The 18,906-nt window shown below is 42.8% G+C and carries 12 protein-coding genes; 4 read left to right on the plus strand and 8 right to left on the minus strand.

Annotation, left to right across the window (positions count from 1 at the left end; all coding sequences use genetic code 11):
- The first annotated feature begins 155 nt into the window (after positions 1–155).
- The 4 genes from J1N10_RS17705 (at position 156) to J1N10_RS17720 (ending at position 5,653) form a co-directional block, all read left to right on the plus strand.
- The gene (locus tag J1N10_RS17705) at positions 156–1,595 is read left to right on the plus strand and encodes a tagaturonate reductase (protein ID WP_262328069.1); all 1,440 of its coding nucleotides are present in this window, start codon (positions 156–158) and stop codon (positions 1,593–1,595) included.
- A gap of 11 nt (positions 1,596–1,606) precedes the next feature.
- Complete coding sequence (locus tag J1N10_RS17710) at positions 1,607–3,097, plus strand: UxaA family hydrolase (protein ID WP_262328070.1); 1,491 nt, start codon at positions 1,607–1,609, stop codon at positions 3,095–3,097.
- A 15-nt stretch (positions 3,098–3,112) separates the two neighbouring features.
- Positions 3,113–4,513 carry a glucuronate isomerase gene (gene uxaC / locus J1N10_RS17715; protein WP_262328071.1) on the plus strand — a complete coding sequence of 467 codons (1,401 nt, stop codon included), beginning with the start codon at positions 3,113–3,115 and terminating at the stop codon, positions 4,511–4,513.
- 87 nt (positions 4,514–4,600) lie between these two features.
- Positions 4,601–5,653: a substrate-binding domain-containing protein gene (locus tag J1N10_RS17720; protein ID WP_262328072.1), complete on the plus strand. Its 1,053-nt coding sequence runs from the start codon at positions 4,601–4,603 to the stop codon at positions 5,651–5,653.
- Positions 5,654–5,777: 124 nt separating this feature from the next.
- On the opposite strand, the gene J1N10_RS17725 is transcribed toward J1N10_RS17720, so the two are convergent.
- The 8 genes from J1N10_RS17725 to J1N10_RS17760 form a co-directional block, all read right to left on the minus strand.
- Positions 5,778–5,957, minus strand: coding sequence for a hypothetical protein (locus J1N10_RS17725; RefSeq protein ID WP_262328073.1), 180 nt, complete (start codon positions 5,955–5,957; stop codon positions 5,778–5,780).
- Between the two features lie 193 nt (positions 5,958–6,150).
- Positions 6,151–7,584, minus strand: coding sequence for an arylsulfatase (locus J1N10_RS17730; protein WP_262328074.1), 1,434 nt, complete (start codon positions 7,582–7,584; stop codon positions 6,151–6,153).
- 116 nt (positions 7,585–7,700) lie between these two features.
- On the minus strand, positions 7,701–10,010 hold the full coding sequence (locus tag J1N10_RS17735; RefSeq protein ID WP_262328075.1) for a family 20 glycosylhydrolase: 2,310 nt from the start codon (positions 10,008–10,010) through the stop codon (positions 7,701–7,703).
- Positions 10,011–10,132: 122 nt separating this feature from the next.
- Complete coding sequence (locus J1N10_RS17740; protein WP_262328076.1) at positions 10,133–11,986, minus strand: right-handed parallel beta-helix repeat-containing protein; 1,854 nt, start codon at positions 11,984–11,986, stop codon at positions 10,133–10,135.
- A gap of 189 nt (positions 11,987–12,175) precedes the next feature.
- A complete protein-coding gene (locus J1N10_RS17745; RefSeq protein ID WP_262328077.1) occupies positions 12,176–14,854 on the minus strand; it encodes a glycoside hydrolase family 2 protein in 2,679 nt (892 codons plus the stop codon).
- 11 nt (positions 14,855–14,865) lie between these two features.
- Entirely contained in the window at positions 14,866–16,104 is a 1,239-nt protein-coding gene (locus J1N10_RS17750) for a glycoside hydrolase family 27 protein (protein WP_262328078.1), read from the minus strand.
- A gap of 98 nt (positions 16,105–16,202) precedes the next feature.
- Positions 16,203–18,362: an alpha-L-fucosidase gene (locus J1N10_RS17755; RefSeq protein ID WP_262328079.1), complete on the minus strand. Its 2,160-nt coding sequence runs from the start codon at positions 18,360–18,362 to the stop codon at positions 16,203–16,205.
- 236 nt (positions 18,363–18,598) lie between these two features.
- The gene (locus J1N10_RS17760) at positions 18,599–18,889 is read right to left on the minus strand and encodes a hypothetical protein (RefSeq protein ID WP_262328080.1); all 291 of its coding nucleotides are present in this window, start codon (positions 18,887–18,889) and stop codon (positions 18,599–18,601) included.
- Positions 18,890–18,906: the final 17 nt, after the last annotated feature.

Below are 18,906 nucleotides of genomic sequence, written 5' to 3' on the forward strand. Positions count from 1 at the left end.
GTGTGCGCACACACTTTTTTCAATATATTTGCACAGTACATTATTCTAATCGTACCTATTAGAAATAGCCTATCACGAACTGAACAGTCAGTTCGACTTTACATTCTGAGATACCTGAGCTCCAGCCCAGGTATATATCACTTAATTTAAACACTATGAAATCATTAAACAGAACAACGTATAACCAAGCTGTCAACCATCAATTTAAAATCCTCCAGTTTGGCGAAGGCAATTTTTTAAGAGCTTTTGTCGATTGGATGATTCACAAATCAAATAAGGCACTTGGTACAAACAATGGTGTGGTGGTTGTTCAGCCATTGGCACAAGGCATGGTCGACCTGCTAAACAAGCAAGATAACCTGTACCATGTATTGCTGCAAGGCATGAAAGATGGCCAGGCAGTGCAGGAAACTGAATTAGTGGATTGTATTATAGACGCCGTTAATCCGTATACCCAATACGAAGCTTATAAAAATTACTTTTTAAATCCTGAGCTGGAGCTGGTCGTTTCGAATACCACTGAAGCCGGTATCAGTCGCATCGACGATGAAGATATTTTTGCCCTACCTCCCAAATCATTTCCTGGCAAAGTCACCCAATTATTGTATCAGCGATTTAAACATTTTGATGGTGCAGCCGATAAAGGCCTGACCTTCTTTTGTTGTGAATTAATTGAGAAGAATGCCACCATTCTAAAAGAAATTGTGCTCGAACTATCGGTAGCCAACCAGCTTGAAGAAGCATTTATCAATTGGGTAAATACAAGCTGTTCATTCTGCAATACATTGGTAGACCGAATCGTTCCTGGTTTCCCCAAAGCTAATATTAAAGAAATACAGGCTGAATTGGGTTATGAAGATAATCTGGTAGTAGTGGGCGAATACTTCCATTTGTGGGCCATTGAAGCACCGCAAGCGGTTCGCGACAAATATCCGTTTGATAAAGCCGGATTAAACGTGGTTTGGCTGGAAGACATGACTAAATTCCGTGACAAAAAAGTACGCATCCTGAATGGTTCTCACACGGCTTTGGTACCTGTCGGATTATTGAGCGGACACCAAACCGTTAAGGAGGCATTTGACGATAAAACACTCGCCGCATTTATCAATGACATGGTAGCCCAGGAAGTGATCCCGAATATCGATGGCGATAAGGACGCGTTAAAAGCCTTTGCTGATGAAATTTTGGAGCGTTTCTTTAATCCATACATCCGTCACTTTTTAAAGGATATTTCACTCAACTCACTCTCCAAATGGATGACCCGTGATTATCCTTCACTTGTCGACAGTCTGGAACGTAACGGACAACTGCCAGCTAAGCTCAGCTTCTCATTAGCTGCGTTATTAGTACTTTACCGGGGTCAATACAACAACCTAAATTTCACCATTAATGACACCCCAGAGCATGTGGCCTTCATCCAAAACGAATGGTCTGCGATGGAGTCATACGACGCATTAACCAGCAATATTCTCTCCAATCAAAGCATCTGGAACACCGACCTGTCTTCGGTTAATGGCTTAAGCGCTGCGGTGGCCAATTACATCGAAGCTATCATGGAAGAAGGCATTGAGACGGCATCAAAACAAGTGATCTAAATACAGATACAATGAATCAGTTTTTACATATACATCCTAACGACAATGTGGTGGTAGCCCTACAGCCTATTTCAGCAGGCGCTGAATTGGAAGTTAATGCGACACAGCTTAAGGTGCAGGCCGACATCCCACAGGGACATAAAATTGCAATTGCTCCAATTGCGAAAGGCGAACACATTATTAAATATGGCTATTCCATTGGTTTGGCCAAAGAGGATATAGAGCCAGGTCAACACGTTCATTCGCACAATGTGCGTACCGGCCTTGATGAAAATCTTGAATACCAATACACACCTAAAGGTCAGCCCTTATCAATTGCACACGAGGAGCGCACGTTTAACGGTTATGTCCGTAAAAATGGTGATGTGGGTATTAGAAATGAGTTATGGGTTATACCAACAGTCGGTTGTGTGAACGGCCAGGCCAAACTCATTGTTGATCAGTTAAAAGCAGAAAGTGATACAAGCCACCTTGACGATGTATTGGTTCTGAGTCATCAATATGGCTGCTCCCAATTGGGCAACGACCATGAGAACACGCAAAAAGCCCTGGCAGCTGCTATTAAGCACCCCAATGCAGGAGGCGTGTTGGTATTGGGCCTGGGATGTGAAAACAATCAGGTCTCGCAGCTACAGGCCATCATTGGCGAGTGGGACGATGAGCGTGTTAAATTTCTTATTTCACAGGAAGTGGAAGATGAAGTGGAAAGTGGGCTTGAAATTGTAAAAGAGTTGTGCGAGAAGATGAAAACGGATGAGCGTCAGGCGGTGCCCGTATCAAAGCTTAAAATTGGCCTTAAATGTGGCGGTAGCGATGGTTTCTCAGGTATCACGGCCAATCCGCTGCTGGGCCGTTTTTCTGATTGGTTGGTGGCACAGGGCGGCACTACCGTTTTGACTGAAGTACCTGAAATGTTTGGTGCCGAAACCATTTTAATGGAACGTGCCGAATCGAAAGATGTATTTTGTAAAACGGTTGACCTCATTAATGGCTTCAAAGATTATTTTAGAGCCAGTGAACAACCCATTTACGAAAATCCTTCGCCGGGAAATAAAAACGGAGGCATCACCACGTTGGAAGAAAAATCGCTGGGCTGTGTTCAAAAAGGAGGCGACGCCATTGTCAACGATGTCCTCAATTATGGAGAACAAATAAAAACACCGGGTCTCAACCTGCTTTGGTCACCGGGCAATGATTTAATAGCCAGCTCAGCTCTGGGTTTTACCGGTTGCCAAATGGTACTGTTCACCACAGGACGCGGCACGCCCTTTGGCAGCTTTGTTCCAACGATGAAAATTGCAACCAACTCCAATCTGTTCAAGCATAAAAAAAACTGGATGGATTTCAATGCCGGAGGCCTGGTTGATGGTGAAGTGAGTATGGATGAGTTAAGAATCCAATTCACCGATTTTCTGATTGAAATTGCCAATGGTCAAAAATTAAAACACGAGCTTACAAACTTTAAGGAGATTGCCATTTTTAAAAGTGGCGTCACCCTATAATAAAACATTACTACAATGAGTACTTTTATACATGACGATTTTTTATTGTCGAACGACATTGCAAAGCAGTTGTATCACAATTATGCAGCGAAGTTGCCAATTATTGACTACCATTGCCACATTCCGCCGCAGCAAATTGCTGAGGATATCAACTTCAAAAACCTGACCGAAATATGGTTGTATGGCGATCATTACAAGTGGCGGGCTATGCGTACCAATGGTATCCCAGAGAATGAAATTACAGGCGATGTCAGTGATTGGGATAAGTTTTACAACTGGGCTCAAACGGTACCATACACCTTACGTAATCCACTTTATCATTGGACGCACCTGGAGCTGAACAAACCATTCGGCATTAAAACACTACTAAACAAAGAAACAGCGAAAGCTATTTGGGACGAATGTAATGAGAAGTTACAGCAACCGGAATTTTCGTGTAAAGGCTTAATTAAACAAGCCAATGTTGAAGTGATCTGCACCACCGATGATCCGGCCGATTCGTTGGAGTATCACCAGATGATTAAAGAGTCGGGTTTTGAAGCAAAAGTGTTCCCAACCTGGCGAGCCGACAAAGCCATGGCCATTGATAACCTGGATGATTTTAACACTTACCTGATTAAACTAGGTGACGCAGCAGACATGTCCATTACTAATTATTCACAGCTGAAAAAAGCCTTACAAATCCGACAAGATTTCTTTGAAAAAATGGGCTGTAAATTATCTGATCATGGTTTGGATCGTTTCTTCTGTGATGATTACACCGAAACAGAGATTGAAGCCATTTTTGAAAAAGCAATCAACAAAACAGCTTTATCGGCTACTGAGATATTGAAATATAAGTCAGCGGTTTTATATGAATTGGCTGTGATGGATTACAACAAAGGCTGGACACAACAATTTCATATTGGAGCCATTCGTAACAACAACACCAAAATGTTTAATGAATTAGGCGCCGACACCGGTTTCGATTCCATTGGTGATGATTTAGTAGCCAAAGATTTATCGAAGTTTTTAAACCGCCTTGCTACCGAGGATAAATTGACAAAAACGATTTTGTACAACCTCAACCCGGCTCATAACGAAGTGTATGCTACCATGCTTGGTAACTTCCAGGATGGAACGGTTGCTGGAAAAATTCAGTGGGGCTCTGGCTGGTGGTTCCTCGACCAAAAAGACGGGATGGAGAAACAAATGAATGCGTTATCTAACCTGGGCTTGTTAAGTCGTTTTGTTGGTATGCTCACCGACTCACGAAGCTTTTTGAGTTACAGTCGTCACGAGTATTTCAGACGTATTCTGTGTAACCTGCTTGGCCAGGACGTTGAAAATGGACTCATCCCTAATGATATGGAACTATTAAAAGAGTACGTTGAAGGCATCTGCTATTACAATGCTAAAAACTATTTCAATTTTTAAATAAGAACAATTTACTTTTTCTTTGAATGCAACAATGAAAATAACAGAGCGTCGGCTTCCCCACCGGCGTTCTTATTTGTTTTTTAAATGAAAATACGAATTGTAGATATCGCGAAAAAAGCCGACGTTTCTGTAGGAACCGTGGATCGTTACATCCATAAGCGCGGTAAAGTCTCGAAAAAAGCTACTGAAAAAATACAGCAGGCGGTCAAAGAATTAGGTTATGAACCGGATATCCTGGCCCGCAATCTGGCACTTAAAAAAGAGTTTAAAATAGTATGCCTCCTACCCGACCCCAACGAAACCAAATATTGGGAGCGCCCTGATTCAGGTGTTGATAAGGCGATTAGTGAACTATCATCGTTTAAAGTAACGATTGAAAAAGTATTTTTCACGCCACGACTTGAGTCCTTTAACAAAGCCTGCCAAAAGGCCATTGAAGCACAGGCCGATGGCATTGTTTACGTACCTATGTTTTTAGATGCTTCTTTGCATTTTGCCGAGCAGCTTCATCAAAAGAACATCGCCTCCATTCAAATCAACATCCATCTTCCAGAGGCTCAACCATTAGCATTTATCGGGCAAAATCCCTTTGCAGCGGGCGAAGTAGCTGCCAGTTTGTGTGATATGGCCCGTCATGAAAACGATGCTATTCTTATCACCTATATATCCAAAAAAGAGCAGGAATATGCCCATCATCATGCGCGTATCGATGGTTTTACACAATACTTCGACAAATCGTCTTCAGCAAAACCAGAGATACACCATTTGAGCCTAAAAATAGATGAAGATGAAAGCCAGCATGAGTTGCTGTTGACTCAGTTTCTGGAACAACAACCGCAGGTTAAAATAATTTACGTGCCTAACTCGCGGGCCTATCGCATTGCTTCCATTCTTGATAAAAATCAAACCAACAAGATAATTGTGGGTTTTGATACGCTGAATGAAAACATTGCCTATATGCAGCAGGGAATCATTGATTTTTTAATTGGTCAACAATCCATGTCGCAAGGCTACAATGCGGTCATGCTCATGTTTAATGCCTTATTCCGCAAAGAAGATCCTGCGTCAACCAATTATATGCCCATCGATATTTTGAATAAGTTCAACATGGATTTTTATGAAGGGGTGCTCAAATAAATGCGACCTGAACTCAATCAAATCGCATTTTTTTGTATTGCGTCTTCTGTATTAATTAATTATAGCAATAGTTTGAAAAACAAAGCCTAGAAAATTAAAAAACAGGCTAGCATCTCCATCAACATCAATACAATATCTTATTAACGTTGATCATCATTCCCTGTGCTCTTCCTTCCACAGGAATGTTTACTCCGGGTAAAGGTTCTTTATTTAGGTCATTTTCTTTACTACTTACATTTATTGCCTGCGCAAAACCAACTATTTGCACCTTAAGAACAGAAGTAGTATGACTTCTCTTCTGCACCGACAATTGATTCTCATCATAAAATTAAAGTTCCCTTCCCCCAATTAAATGCCGGTCAAAACTAGAAAATTCAGACTTGAGTGGTCAAGATACGGGCATTAAATTCCAATATCGGTCTGATAAAAACTGCAAATTCCATATTCACTTACCAACTCATTCACATTTTCACACCACAGACATTAAAAAATCGTATTTATGGCTTAAAAATAAACGCCTCAGAAACTGTTCGAGCCTCTTTAAATAATTCTTGCATATCCTTTATAATTTCAGGAAATAGACTTGCAATATTATTCTCCTCTCCCGGATCGCTTTCCAAATCAAATAGCTCCAGTGTTGCTTTTTCCGGAGCGAGCACATTGTATTTCACACATTTCCAATTCCCCATCCTAATGGCCTGTCTGCCATTCAGCTCATGAAACTCCCAATAAAGGTACTCATGCTGCTGTTGTGAGTCTTTTCCAAGTAATGTGGGAACCATCGAAATACCATCAATGTGTTGCGGCGTATTTGCCTGTGTTAACTCCGTTAAAGTGGGCAGCCAATCCCAAAAGGCCGAGATGTGTTCCGTTTGGCTTCCCTCCTTTATCACACTAGGCCAGCTGGCAATTAAAGGCACACGGATTCCTCCTTCGTACAAATCCCTCTTGCAACCTCTGAAAGGACCGTTGCTATTGAAATAATCAGGCTGTGCACCGCCTTCCTTATGCGGACCGTTATCCGATGTAAAGATGATTAACGTATTATCGGCAATGCCCAGTTCGTTTACTTTGTTGACGATGTCACCCACCTGCTCATCCAGTAGGTGCACCATGGCTGCAAAGGCCGCATGCGACTCCGGTTGTGAACCATAACCACCATTGCGATAGGCAGGTCCGTCATCAACGCCTTTATAGTTGTGCTCAGGCTCAAATTTACCACGATACAAATCCATGTACTCTTCCGGAACCTGCAGTTCGGCGTGCGGAATAATTGTTGGCACGTAGCAAAAGAATGGTTCATCGTGATGGGTTTCTATAAACTCAATTGTTTTCTCATGAATCAACTGAGGCGCATAAGTACCAGCCGCTTTCCCTTCATTTGCCTTCAACACCAGGCTGTCTTGGTTGTCGCGTAAAAAATAGGGATAGTAATTATGGCCTATGCGTTGGCAGTTATAGCCAAAGAAAGTATCAAAACCCTGGTTATTCGCATCACCTTCTGAGCCAGGATAACCCAGCCCCCATTTACCAAATGCTCCAGTAGCGTATCCTTTTTCTTTTAATAACTCAGCCAATGTCACCACCTCTGCACTCATTGGATACTGGCCTTCTGGCCGCACCTCCTTATTACCACGGATAAACGTATGGCCAGTGTGTTGGCCAGTCATCAAAGCTGAGCGCGATGGCGCACACACTGTACTGCCTGAATAATGCTGCGTAAACAACATTCCTTGCTGAGCCAGTTTGTCAATGTTTGGTGTTGCGAATTTAGTTTGTCCGTAACAACTCAAATCACCATAACCCAAATCATCGGCCAAAATAAAGATGATGTTGGGAGACTTTACTTTACCAGCATCTCCACAACCTGTCAATAAGAGTACAAACCCGGCACATGCCAGTGTAATTACCCTCCTTAGTTTAAACTTCATAACTCCCCCTTCCTATTTGTTTTAAAGTCGTTACTTCTAATGTTATTCTATTTATATAAAACTAATCAATACCATGCCACCAGCCAGTTTTATAGTTGACGGCATGGCAATAATCATTAATGACTCAAATACTCACTAAATTGCATCATATCCCCGCCTACATTAATCATCTCCAACTTGAGACCTTCGCCTCCACCACCTTCGAAAAACAGCACCTTTACAGGATATGCACCTTTCTTTAAAGCCAGACTTGCTTTTTTGTAAATCATACCGTGAAAACCATCGTTATCAATGACCAAACGATCGTTTAAATACAATTGCGAGCCATCGTCTGAGCCTAAGGTAAATTGATACAGGCCATCCTGCTCAATGGATAAGACACCCTCAATGCTTAATCCAAAATTATCATGCGGTGCTTCTGAGGGAATCATCACATCAGTAACTACAAGGCTCTTCCCTTCGGCCTTATCAACCTCACTGCATTTTTCAAATTTGCCAGTAGCAAGCTTACAAGCAAGTCCCTTTTCTGTTCCAGGTTTTGCAATACCTTCAATAAACGAAAGTTTCTGAGCCGGTATTTCCAACACATCACTTGCCCGGCCTCTTGAATCAATGGCCACAGCTTTAATGGTACATTCCTCTTTAACGGTTATCGCGCCCTGATACAGAGTTGATTTATCTGTAGGAGTGCTACCATCAGTGGTATAATAGAGCTTTGCTCCAATGGCATTGTCAAACAGCTCTAGCATCGCCTGGTCAATAAACTCAACTTTTTCAACAGACGGAGAAGGCATCAGCACCTTATCAAAGTAGTTCACACCCATCACATCAAAACGTTTAAAATGGCTTTGCAATCGTCTGGCAAAAGCCTCGTAATCACGCTTGGAGAAATCGAGCCAACCCACTTCGGCAATGGCACAGGCCCTTGGATAGGTCATGTACTCTACATAATCGCTCTCGGCCATATACTCGGTCCACACATTACCCTGCACACCAATGATGTGCTTTGCTTCTTCTGCAGTCAAATCACCAGCCATAGGATCATATGAATACACCTTACTTAAAGGCAGATAACCACCAATAGCCAAAGGTTCTTTCTGTGGATTATTCTGATAATAATCGAGGTAGAAATGCGTGTTAGGTGTCATAATTACATTGTGACCTTGTTTGGCAGCTTCTTCGCCACCTTTGATGCCACGCCACGACATTACGGTCGCATTAGGTGCCAAACCACCTTCCAGAATCTCGTCCCAACCGATGATATCACGACCGTTTGCATTCAGGAACTTTTCGATGCGGTGAATAAAATAACTCTGCAGTTCATGGGCATCTTTACAGCCTTCGGCCTGCATGCGTTTCTTACATTTAGGACATTCTTCCCAACGTGCTTTCGGGCATTCGTCACCTCCAATGTGAATGTATTTGGATGGAAAAATATCCATCACCTCAACAAGTACATCTTCCAAAAAGCTAAATACCTCTTCGTTACCGGCGCAATACACCTCTTTAAACACACCCCATTCCTTCGCTACTTCATACGGACCACCTGTACAACCAAACTCCGGATAAGCAGCCAGAGCCGCCTGGGCATGACCCGGCAATTCAATCTCTGGAATAACTGTAATGAACCGGTCGGCTGCATACTGTACAATTTCACGCGCCTCTTCCTGGGTATAGTATCCCCCATAGCGCTTACCATCGTATTGGCGTTCGCCCACACCCAGATGACCAACCAGTGTCTCATCTCGAAAAGCAGCCACCTCGGCCAACTTAGGGTATTTCTTGATTTCCAGACGCCATCCCTGATCCTCTGTCAGGTGCCAGTGAAATACATTCATTTTGTGTAAAGCCAGCAGGTCGATGTATTTTTTTATGAAATCAATCGGGAAGAAATGGCGTCCCACATCCAGGTGCAAACCTCGGTACGAGAAATTAGGTGCATCCGTAATTTCTACAGCCGGAACTGTCCAATCAGTATTCTTAACCAGTTCTTTTGATTCAACCTTAGCCGGCATCAGTTGACGAATGGTTTGGAAACCATAAAATAAACCAACCGGATTGTTGGATTTCACCAATATGCCATCCTTAGTAACGACCAATTGATAACTTCCTTCAACACCTTCAAGGCTGGCATCTTCCACAAAGCACACTGCATTTTTAATCAGTTCAGTGTTTTCGATTGGTTCAATCTGTAGCTGAAGCCCTGAAGCTGGCTCAATGAAATCAGCAAAGGCTTGTGCAACAAACCGACTGTTTTCGCTACCTTGATAGCTTACTTTAGTTGACCCATTTATTGTAAAGCTGCCTTGTTGTGCCTTCAGTTGTTGCGGGTAAGGCACCAGGTTATACTCATTGCTTTTTTGCTCGCAACCTGACGCAAGTAAAACTACTAAGGCAATCAGGAGCGTACTTAATTGTTTCATCATCTTGGATTAATTTTATTAATATAATGTGATATAATCATCTCTGTGCTGTTCCTGTCATTTTCCAAATTGCTATATGTCAGAAACATCTTGTATAATATTTCTTGTTTTGATATTTACGAAACCTAAAATTTAAAATACTCCTTCGAAGGCATTTTCACCTCTTTTGGATCCATATTGAGAACTTCCACCTTTTTACCCAAAACATCCCCTTCAATCTCATTTCCCTTAATTGATACATTCTTGCAAGCATCCAACGTTATCCCTGCCTGGCGCTTGTGGAATGGCTCAATCTTAATACTGCGAATCAGTGTATTATTCGTAAATCGAAGCCCATCAACAGATTTGGCATACAAGATGGGATAGTCAAAAGGATGAAACGTATTGTTTGTAATGGTGATGTTGCGATGAAACGGATACTCCGAATCCGGTTCCGGAATCTCTGGCAGAATGCTGATAATCGCTTCACAAAACTGATACATCGAAGACATACATGGATACTCAAAAGTGTTATTTTGGATGGTTACATCTCTCACTGCACCTGATTCATACCAATAATTGGCATCGCCTGCAATAAGAATGGCCGAACCGCTCGATTGAAAACAGTTGTTCTCAACCACTATCTTTCCGGGCGTTGAAAGCAAAAGTCCCCTTGCTCTGCAACTGCCAAACATACTGTTACGTATATCCACATCGGGTGTCCAGGTGAGGTTTTCCAGCGCTGCACCAGCTTTTATTTCTTCAGGAATTGGAGCACTCAACTGAACTGTGAACTCTTCCTTGTTAAGTGTCTCAAAAGCTTCAATAGTCCCAAAACCAACAGTGCGCATACTTTTGTTTTCGATGAAACCCACTTGTTCACCTGGCTGGCCCCAAACCAATCCGGCACTCATATCGTGCATAAAGCGACACTTGATTTTATGCGAAGAAAGAATCTCGGTGATGCGCACACAGGTCCCATGCACATTAATCGGATCATCCATCAGTCCGGCCCACTCGCAATTATCGACAGTAATCTGGCCCTTGCAGCCCATAAAGTGAAAGCCGTCATCGTGCCCGCTTAAAAAGCGTCCCTTTGCTTTATTAGGTACTACTTTTACATCTTTCAGTGAGATGTTTTCACTGTACTGTGATAAAACACCCAAACCAGCCGTGTGATAAATGCGTACACCTTCAATGTCAATATCCTTACTATTCACCAGAAACATGCCGGCATGATCCCGCGTACTATGACGCAACACCAGCCAATTGCCTACTTTGGGATGACGCTTGAAACCACCCAGTCGGTATACTTTAACCAGTCCAGGTACTACTTCTTTCGCCATGTAATTTTGCCAACCATGTCCTAAAGCCTGTGCATCACCTGTATAAGGTTCCACAAAACGGGTATCCGGTTGAAACTCCATTACCTCCCACAAAGCTGACTTCCAGCCTTCACCTACAAAAACCAATTTATTGTTTTCAATAATGTAGGGCGATTCATTGGTATTAATGCGAATGGTAAAACCTTCCGCATCAGAGCTGATTACCTCCCCCTGTGCCGTTAACGGAATATCCCAATCAACGCTGAAGTTTTTGAGGCTCACATTTGATGAGCTGTCAACCGTAACCGGCTGCATGCGATCGTGAAAAATGAATTCAGAACCGTTGCCTTCAATCGTTACATTCGTCAACCCTTGCACAACAATGCCTAACCGCTTTGGGTTGATATCATAGGTATTCGACTCAAAATACTCTTTTTCGATGCAATGATGCGGCCAGAAATCGTAACGTCCTTGTGGAAAGTACAGAATCCTATTTTGCTTCCCTTCCATCATCGCCATTGCCTTATTAACAAAAGGAGTGGCATTTTCGCGGGTGTTTGGCAATAAGCCAAGGTCACTTATCATTAACGTATCTTGCGCCACCAAACTCACTGACATGGTCATTAGTAGGTTTATAATGACGATAAACGTTATTCGTAGGTTTTTTCTATTCATATTCAATTTTGATTTTAATAGATAAGTATTAAACTCATTCAACAACTATTTCGTCAACGAATATTCAGACCGGTTTACCAGCCCCATTATGTCCCGATGGACACACATTACTAACAGCTTTCACACGGATGAACCGGACTTGCGTTTCATCGAAGGATAGTTTGAAATTGCAGAAGATTCGATTATAGATTACTTCTTCTCCCCAAACTCCTCCTGTTGCCTTTCAACCTCCTTCAACTTCAGGTCATTTAACTCACGCTTTAGTACTTCTACCTCTTTTATTAACTCCTGTTCCGATTTTGTAGTAACGGTTGTGATACCATTGGTACTTTTTTGCTTACCCGCCCATTCGCTTATATTGAAAAGAAGCTTATTAGCTGATCCTATACTTGAGAAAGTCAGTTCGCCCCTTATTGGTGTTTGACTGCCTTCCAATAAAACTGAAGCAGTTACTTTAATGTCCCCCGGCTCAGTGGTTGCCTGAACCAGAACAGGTGCAGTTCCCCAATTGACCGGACGAGGATTGGCCATGATGCTTTCATCGCCCAGCAGTGTACCTTCGCCTTCAACAGTAAACCTGATGAAGTAATTGTTCAGTCGTTTGATGTTGCCGTTCTTATCGGCCACACCTGCGACGACCGTCACACAGTCAGAACCATCGGCCTGCAGTCCTGTTCCCTCATCGTCGAGCCACAGCACCAGCTTCTCCGGACGCCTGGCCGGTTCAATGCGGTGGGTGGCAACTTTTTGTCCATTGATGTAACCATCTGCCTGCATAAACACCTCCTCTTGTTTGCGTTTGCGCGCCAAGGCTTTATCTGCCATAAAATCATACACTCCACTAAATACAATGATCGGATTAGGAATGCCTTTCTCTGTCTGTTGCTTTTTGTACACATACCGCTTGCCTTCTTTAAAAACCTGCAAACGCACTTCATCACAATTGGAATAAACAGTTACATCAGGCGATGAGAATGGCGTCATTTCATGGGCAATAAATACCGTTGGCCCTGTTTCGGCCAATATATCTGTCTGAATTGGGGAACGCTGCGCCTTAAACAATTCGTAGGAATATTTAGGTTGACGGAAGACATCCATAATGCCACCATAGAAGGGATCAGGATGATAACCGCGCTGGTGGTCGAAAGAATGCCACAAAGCGCCTCCCACATGCTGACGAGTGGTGCGATAGAGCGCATCATAGCAAGTGTATTGGTAATCGGGTTTGGCATAGTGATTTGCCTGTATCAGCATAGCTTGTTCTCCCCAGCCTTTGTTGACACGACTTGGCGAATTATGTGAGTTCCAGTCATCCACATTATCACCCCATTCACGCGTAAAATAGGTTTTATTCGGATCGATGTGTTTCAGTGCCCAGTTTTGATCGCCTGTTGATGGATGACCAAACAAGATATCGAAATGCTCATTTCCTTTGGCCTCGGCATCACAGGCACAATAACAGCCCGGATAAGGGAACTCGCTCTCAACAATGGCGCGTGTATTTTTAGCAAAATAATCAGGATACCAGGTCTCATTCAGAATAGGCTCCCACAACCAGATGCTGGCATGGTTGCGATCGCGACGAACCATGTTACGGATATCGCTGTATACGCACTGTTCGAAAACAGGCTCGTCGTTCCAAAACTGCCAGCCCGGCGTATTAACAATCACAAACAAGCCGAACTCGTCACAGGCATCCATAAAAGCCGGATCCTGCGGATAGTGCGCATTACGAATCACCTTGAGGCCCACATCGCGCAGCTTTTTAGCGTCACGCCAGTGTAAACTGTTCGGCAAAGCATTACCCAAAACAGCAAAGTCCTGATGGCGGTTGGCACCAATCAAAGGCTGCGGATAGGGCTTCCCATTCAACCAAAACCCATCCCCCTCTTTAAATTCAATACTGCGGATACCAATACGCTTGCGATAGCCATCCACCACCTGATTGTTCTCATCTTTCACCCTCACCACCAAGTGATACAGATATGGTGAATCGGGTGACCAAAGGTTTGGTTTATCTACAGTCAGCTTATTTGTTACATGCTGAGCCTTTTGTGCTTTCAACCTGAGGGCTGACTCTGATCTCACAACCACATCACCCTTATTATTAATCAGCTCATACTCAATAACACCTCTAAAGCTGCGTTTCAATTCATTACGTAGATGCGCTTTCACTGTCACCTCGGCCGATATTTCAGATACCTTATCTGAAGCCACCAGTAGACCACCGCCGGCTATCTCATCCTCATAGTTTGGATCTGTGATATAAATATTATTGTGCGCCACCAACCAACAATCGCGATAAATGCCACCGAAATAGGCAAAATCCAGAGTCTCCTGTGGTTTCCCGGGAGGATACAAGGGATCGTTACTGTTATCGGCCAATACGGCAATCACATTATCGCCATCCCAATTGATGTATGGTGTTACATCTGCAATAACAGGCAGAAATCCACCGAAATGCTCTTTTACCAATTGCCCATTGATCCACACTTTCGACTTTCCCATAATGGCTTCGAAATGCAGAAACAATTTCTTGCCTTTAAGCGTGTGATCTGGTTCAAAATGCTTTCGGTACCACACTTCGCCCTGGTAATTGACACACCCGCTTGCCTCGGTTGGTAAATACTCAATGCCATGTGGCAATGCTACCACACCCCAATTGGCATCATCAAAATCAGAGGCTTCGGCTCCTTCCACAGCTCCTTTATAGAAGCGCCAGGCTACATTCATTGAATACACCTCGCGACCGCTATCTTTCAATTGGAAAAAGCCAGCGGTAGAAAATTCTGGTGCGTAATTAGCCAAAGATGCCATCGAAACCAATAGGCCGACAACACCTAAAAGAACTATTCTTAATTTTTTCATAGATTTCCTGATTACTTGTATTGATAGACATTATAAGGTTTGGACTGTCCCTTTATTCGCAATACCACAACTCCATGAGAAGGAACGTCAAAGCATAGGTTTTCATCCTGTAAGCTATCGGATGATTGACTGGTCCATAAATCGCGATAGGTATAACCTTTAGATGCAAGAATACCTATGTCCTCCAACTTAAACTCGATGGGCTGAAGCGTTTCGCTGCGGTTCAGCAAGGCCACAGCCACCTCGCCGCTCATGGTCGACCCCAAAGGCTTACCCCATACCTCCAGATCACCATAATCAATAATCCTGCGAGCCTGATAAGCCAATGGATCCTGATTTAAGGCAATCACCTCTTTGTTGGTGAGTATATCGAGTGTTTGCTGAGACATGGAGCTTAAATCGTTACCTGCCATCAATGGCGAGTTCATCATGCACCACATCGAAAAATGCGTTTTATCTTCTTCGTAACTCATGCCACGCCCAACCTGCAACATATCCATATCATTAAAATGCCCGGGTGAGGCATAGCGCCACAGTTCTGCATTGATATCGATGATTTGTAAAATGGACGAAAACTTATTGGCGATATCGCCTGAGATACGCCATGAATCTGCAATGGATGTGGCCCATTTGCCCGGAAACTGCCAACGGCAGATGTTATAAACTGTACCAGGCTTGATTTCGTTAATCAGATTAGCTATCTCCGTATAGCGAGTCTGCTCATCCAAATCGAGCCATTGACCACCACACCAGTCTACTTTGATAAAGTCATAGCCCCAGTCTTTCAGCATCAGGGTTAAATCCTGACGGTCGTGCCCATAGAGTCCCATGCCGACACCGATTGTATCTTTGTCCCAATAGGATGCGCAGGTGTTGATACCGGCATCGGAATAGATGCCAGCCTTCAGGCCTTTACTGTGAATGTAATCAGCCACAGCTTTCATGCCATTGGGGAAACGCGTTGAGTGCGGAATAATATTGCCTTGCGCATCGCGGCCACCAAAAAAACCATCATCAATATTGATGAAATTGTAACCGGCTTCTTTCAGACCACTTTCAACTAATGCATCAGCCTGAGCTTTAATAATATCTTCAGAGATTTTTACCCGGTACTGGTTCCAGCTGGCCCATCCCATCAGTGGTGTTAATGGTTTGGAAACCGGCTCTGAAATGGACTCTCTGTCATTTTTTTGAGCACACCCAGCAAGTAATAATAATGTACTTACTGCAATCCAAAGTAACTTGTTCATGTATCTGATTTATCTTTCAACAACAAGATGAAACCAACATATAATAGTATCTATAATACCAACTACAGGCTGGTTTCGTCTCTTATAATTTGTTTTGTTTACTTCGTTATCACACCTAGTTCTGCAAGTGAAACCCATGGCTCGTTAAATGCACCTTCTTTGCTTTCCAGCTTAATAAAACGCGCCTGATAGTTTTTATTGAAATGTATATCCTGCTTCACCGGATTATTTTTGATATTACTAAACTCACCACTTGTTTTTACCTCTTGCCAAATCTTACCGTCCTGACTTACGTAGAACACATATTTGAAGATGGTGCCACTCTTATTATGATCGGCACGCGGCGTATAACTAAACCCTTTAATATTTAGCTGTTCACCCAAATCAATTGCGATATAATGCGGATGACTTGGTACATTATCACCCCAAGGGGTGTGCCACATCGTATTGGGATCGCCATCAATCGCGTTTATTGGTTTAAACTGTTCCGTTTGAGCACTCACGCCTACAATCGTCCATTTTTCCGAACAGATATCGAATTGCTGCGTCACCACACTACTCTGCGATCCGAAGTCGTTAATAAAAGCTCTGGCTTTAACCGTTCCGCCATCAGGCAAACTAAATGGTTGAGAATACCTTGCTGATGCAGCCTTTGGCTCTGTTCCGTCAAGCGTATAGGTGATGACCGGATGAGTAGTCTCCGCTTTAATACTTACCAATCCTTCGCGATTTCGCTTAATGACCGGTTCTGATAAAATCTCAGGTGAAGCAAACACACCTATGGCATTTATCAGTGCACCGTCGCGCGCCTGTTCGATGGTTACACGAACTTCATCAGTAGTTATATTCGGGAAACGGAGCAAACGCTTGTAGCCGATGGTTGTTCCTTTTGCCACCTCAGTCCAGGCACCATCAACTTTGGCTTCCACTTTAAACTGTTCCACACGTTGTCCTTTGGCGATGTATTCCTGCAGCATCACCACATTTACTTTCTGAGGCTGCGATAACTTAAAAGTAGCCGCATTCGGCAGGTTATCTATTTGCCAGTAAGTATCGTAATCATTATCAATGGCCCGATTTGCCGATGACGCATCAGAGCACACTGCATTTAAAATCAGATTGTTTTCAAATGTTTCATCAAGGTATGCCTTAAACTCTTTTAGACGCGCTACATCATTTTCGTGAATCAAACCACGTGTATCAGGCGGAATATTTAATAGTAGAACCGCATTCATTCCCACAGAGTTAAAGTATATATCCACCATTTTTGTAAGCGACTTGACCTGATTATCCTCGTGTTCATGATAAAACCATCCGGGCCTGATGGATACATCCACTTCGGCAGGATACCAGAAAAGGTGATTAGCCTTTTCGATCATGGAGCGGCTTCCCAGGTCCTTCGAGGTAGCTTTCAACTCCAGCTGTTCATTTATGGTTGCCATTTCCGGACGACCACCTGGCGCATAGGCTGTGACGCTCCATTCTGTTTCACGTCCATAGCCGGTTTCGGTACCTACCCAACGCACATCTTCACCCATGATGGCAATCACAGCATCGGGTTGTAGGTTTTTAATTGTGCCATAATACGAGGCCCAGTCATACTCTTGCTTTTTGCCATTAGGTCCTTCGCCGCAAGCCCCATCGAACCACACTTCATCCACCTTGCCGTACCATGATAACAACTCGGTGAGCTGCTGATTAAACATTTCGTTATACCTGGGTGAATCACCATAACATTCTGCATTACGATCCCAAGGAGAAAGATAAACACCAAACTTAAGGCCGAATTCCTTACAGGCTTCACTCAGTTCCTTTACCACATCTCCTTTACCATCTTTCCAGGGAGCAGATACAACCGAGTGTTGAGTGGTTTTTGTTGGCCACAAACAGAAGCCATCGTGATGCTTGGCTGTAAGAATAACCATCTTCATACCTGCATCACTGAGAGTTTTAGCCCACTGGCGGGCATCCAGCTCCGATGGATTAAAAATTTCAGGTGATTCGTCACCATGCCCCCACTCCATATTAGTAAAGGTATTGACTGTAAAATGGATAAAAGCCGTCATTTCCAGCTTTTGCCAATCAAGTTGCTGTTGCGTAGGCACTACATGTGCTGCCATTTTAACCTTTTCATCCAGGCTGGTATGCTCTTCAAATTGAACCTGTTTTAAAAAAGTCTTATCCTGATTATTTACTGAACAGCCAATTATAAAATAGCCACACAGAATACATCCAATTATAGATTTAAATTTCATCATTATGGTTAACTGATATTAAAAGAGTAAATCTTACTTTTATTTATCTAAGAAAAAACAATTTATTGGTATTTACATGTTATTGGCAACTCGTTTTCCTTGTTTTGCAATTATTCCACTAATATTTACATAGCTACTATCACGCACTTATACAAAAGGTCCTATTTAGTTGTGTAAATATTAACACTGCATAACATGGTTGAGTTATGTTTAAGAAAATCAATTTGAACATGATCTCCTTAAAAGTTAAAGTTGAAGCTTTTTGACGGCATGTTCATACCCACAAAAATTGTAGCAAGTCCATTAATAGCCATGCTAATACCAAGCACAATAATGCATATCCCAACCCACTTTAAGACTTTATTCAGTGCTTCAAGGTTCTGTGGTTGAATCAGATTGTCAGAAAGAGGCTTACGGCTTATTAAAGACAAGGTGGATTCAAAATGATTCATTATGATTAAACCCAAACAGATTAATAATCCGGATTTTGCAATCGAAATAATAAATGCATTAAGTATAAAAAATTTCATATTTTAATTTTGAAGGA

This window comes from Carboxylicivirga litoralis (genome assembly GCF_025499605.1).
GTDB lineage: Bacteria > Bacteroidota > Bacteroidia > Bacteroidales > Marinilabiliaceae > Carboxylicivirga > Carboxylicivirga litoralis.

Excerpts from the sequence above, each read along its gene's own strand:
- J1N10_RS17720 (WP_262328072.1), top strand. The coding sequence starts at position 4,601 with ATGAAAATACGAATTGTAGATATCGCGAAAAAAGCCGACGTTTCTGTA.
- J1N10_RS17710 (WP_262328070.1), top strand. The coding sequence starts at position 1,607 with ATGAATCAGTTTTTACATATACATCCTAACGACAATGTGGTGGTAGCC.
- J1N10_RS17745 (WP_262328077.1), bottom strand. The coding sequence starts at position 14,854 with ATGAAAAAATTAAGAATAGTTCTTTTAGGTGTTGTCGGCCTATTGGTT.
- uxaC (WP_262328071.1), top strand. The coding sequence starts at position 3,113 with ATGAGTACTTTTATACATGACGATTTTTTATTGTCGAACGACATTGCA.
- J1N10_RS17760 (WP_262328080.1), bottom strand. The coding sequence starts at position 18,889 with ATGAAATTTTTTATACTTAATGCATTTATTATTTCGATTGCAAAATCC.
- J1N10_RS17705 (WP_262328069.1), top strand. The coding sequence starts at position 156 with ATGAAATCATTAAACAGAACAACGTATAACCAAGCTGTCAACCATCAA.
- J1N10_RS17735 (WP_262328075.1), bottom strand. The coding sequence starts at position 10,010 with ATGATGAAACAATTAAGTACGCTCCTGATTGCCTTAGTAGTTTTACTT.
- J1N10_RS17740 (WP_262328076.1), bottom strand. The coding sequence starts at position 11,986 with ATGAATAGAAAAAACCTACGAATAACGTTTATCGTCATTATAAACCTA.
- J1N10_RS17755 (WP_262328079.1), bottom strand. The coding sequence starts at position 18,362 with ATGATGAAATTTAAATCTATAATTGGATGTATTCTGTGTGGCTATTTT.
- J1N10_RS17730 (WP_262328074.1), bottom strand. The coding sequence starts at position 7,584 with ATGAAGTTTAAACTAAGGAGGGTAATTACACTGGCATGTGCCGGGTTT.
- J1N10_RS17750 (WP_262328078.1), bottom strand. The coding sequence starts at position 16,104 with ATGAACAAGTTACTTTGGATTGCAGTAAGTACATTATTATTACTTGCT.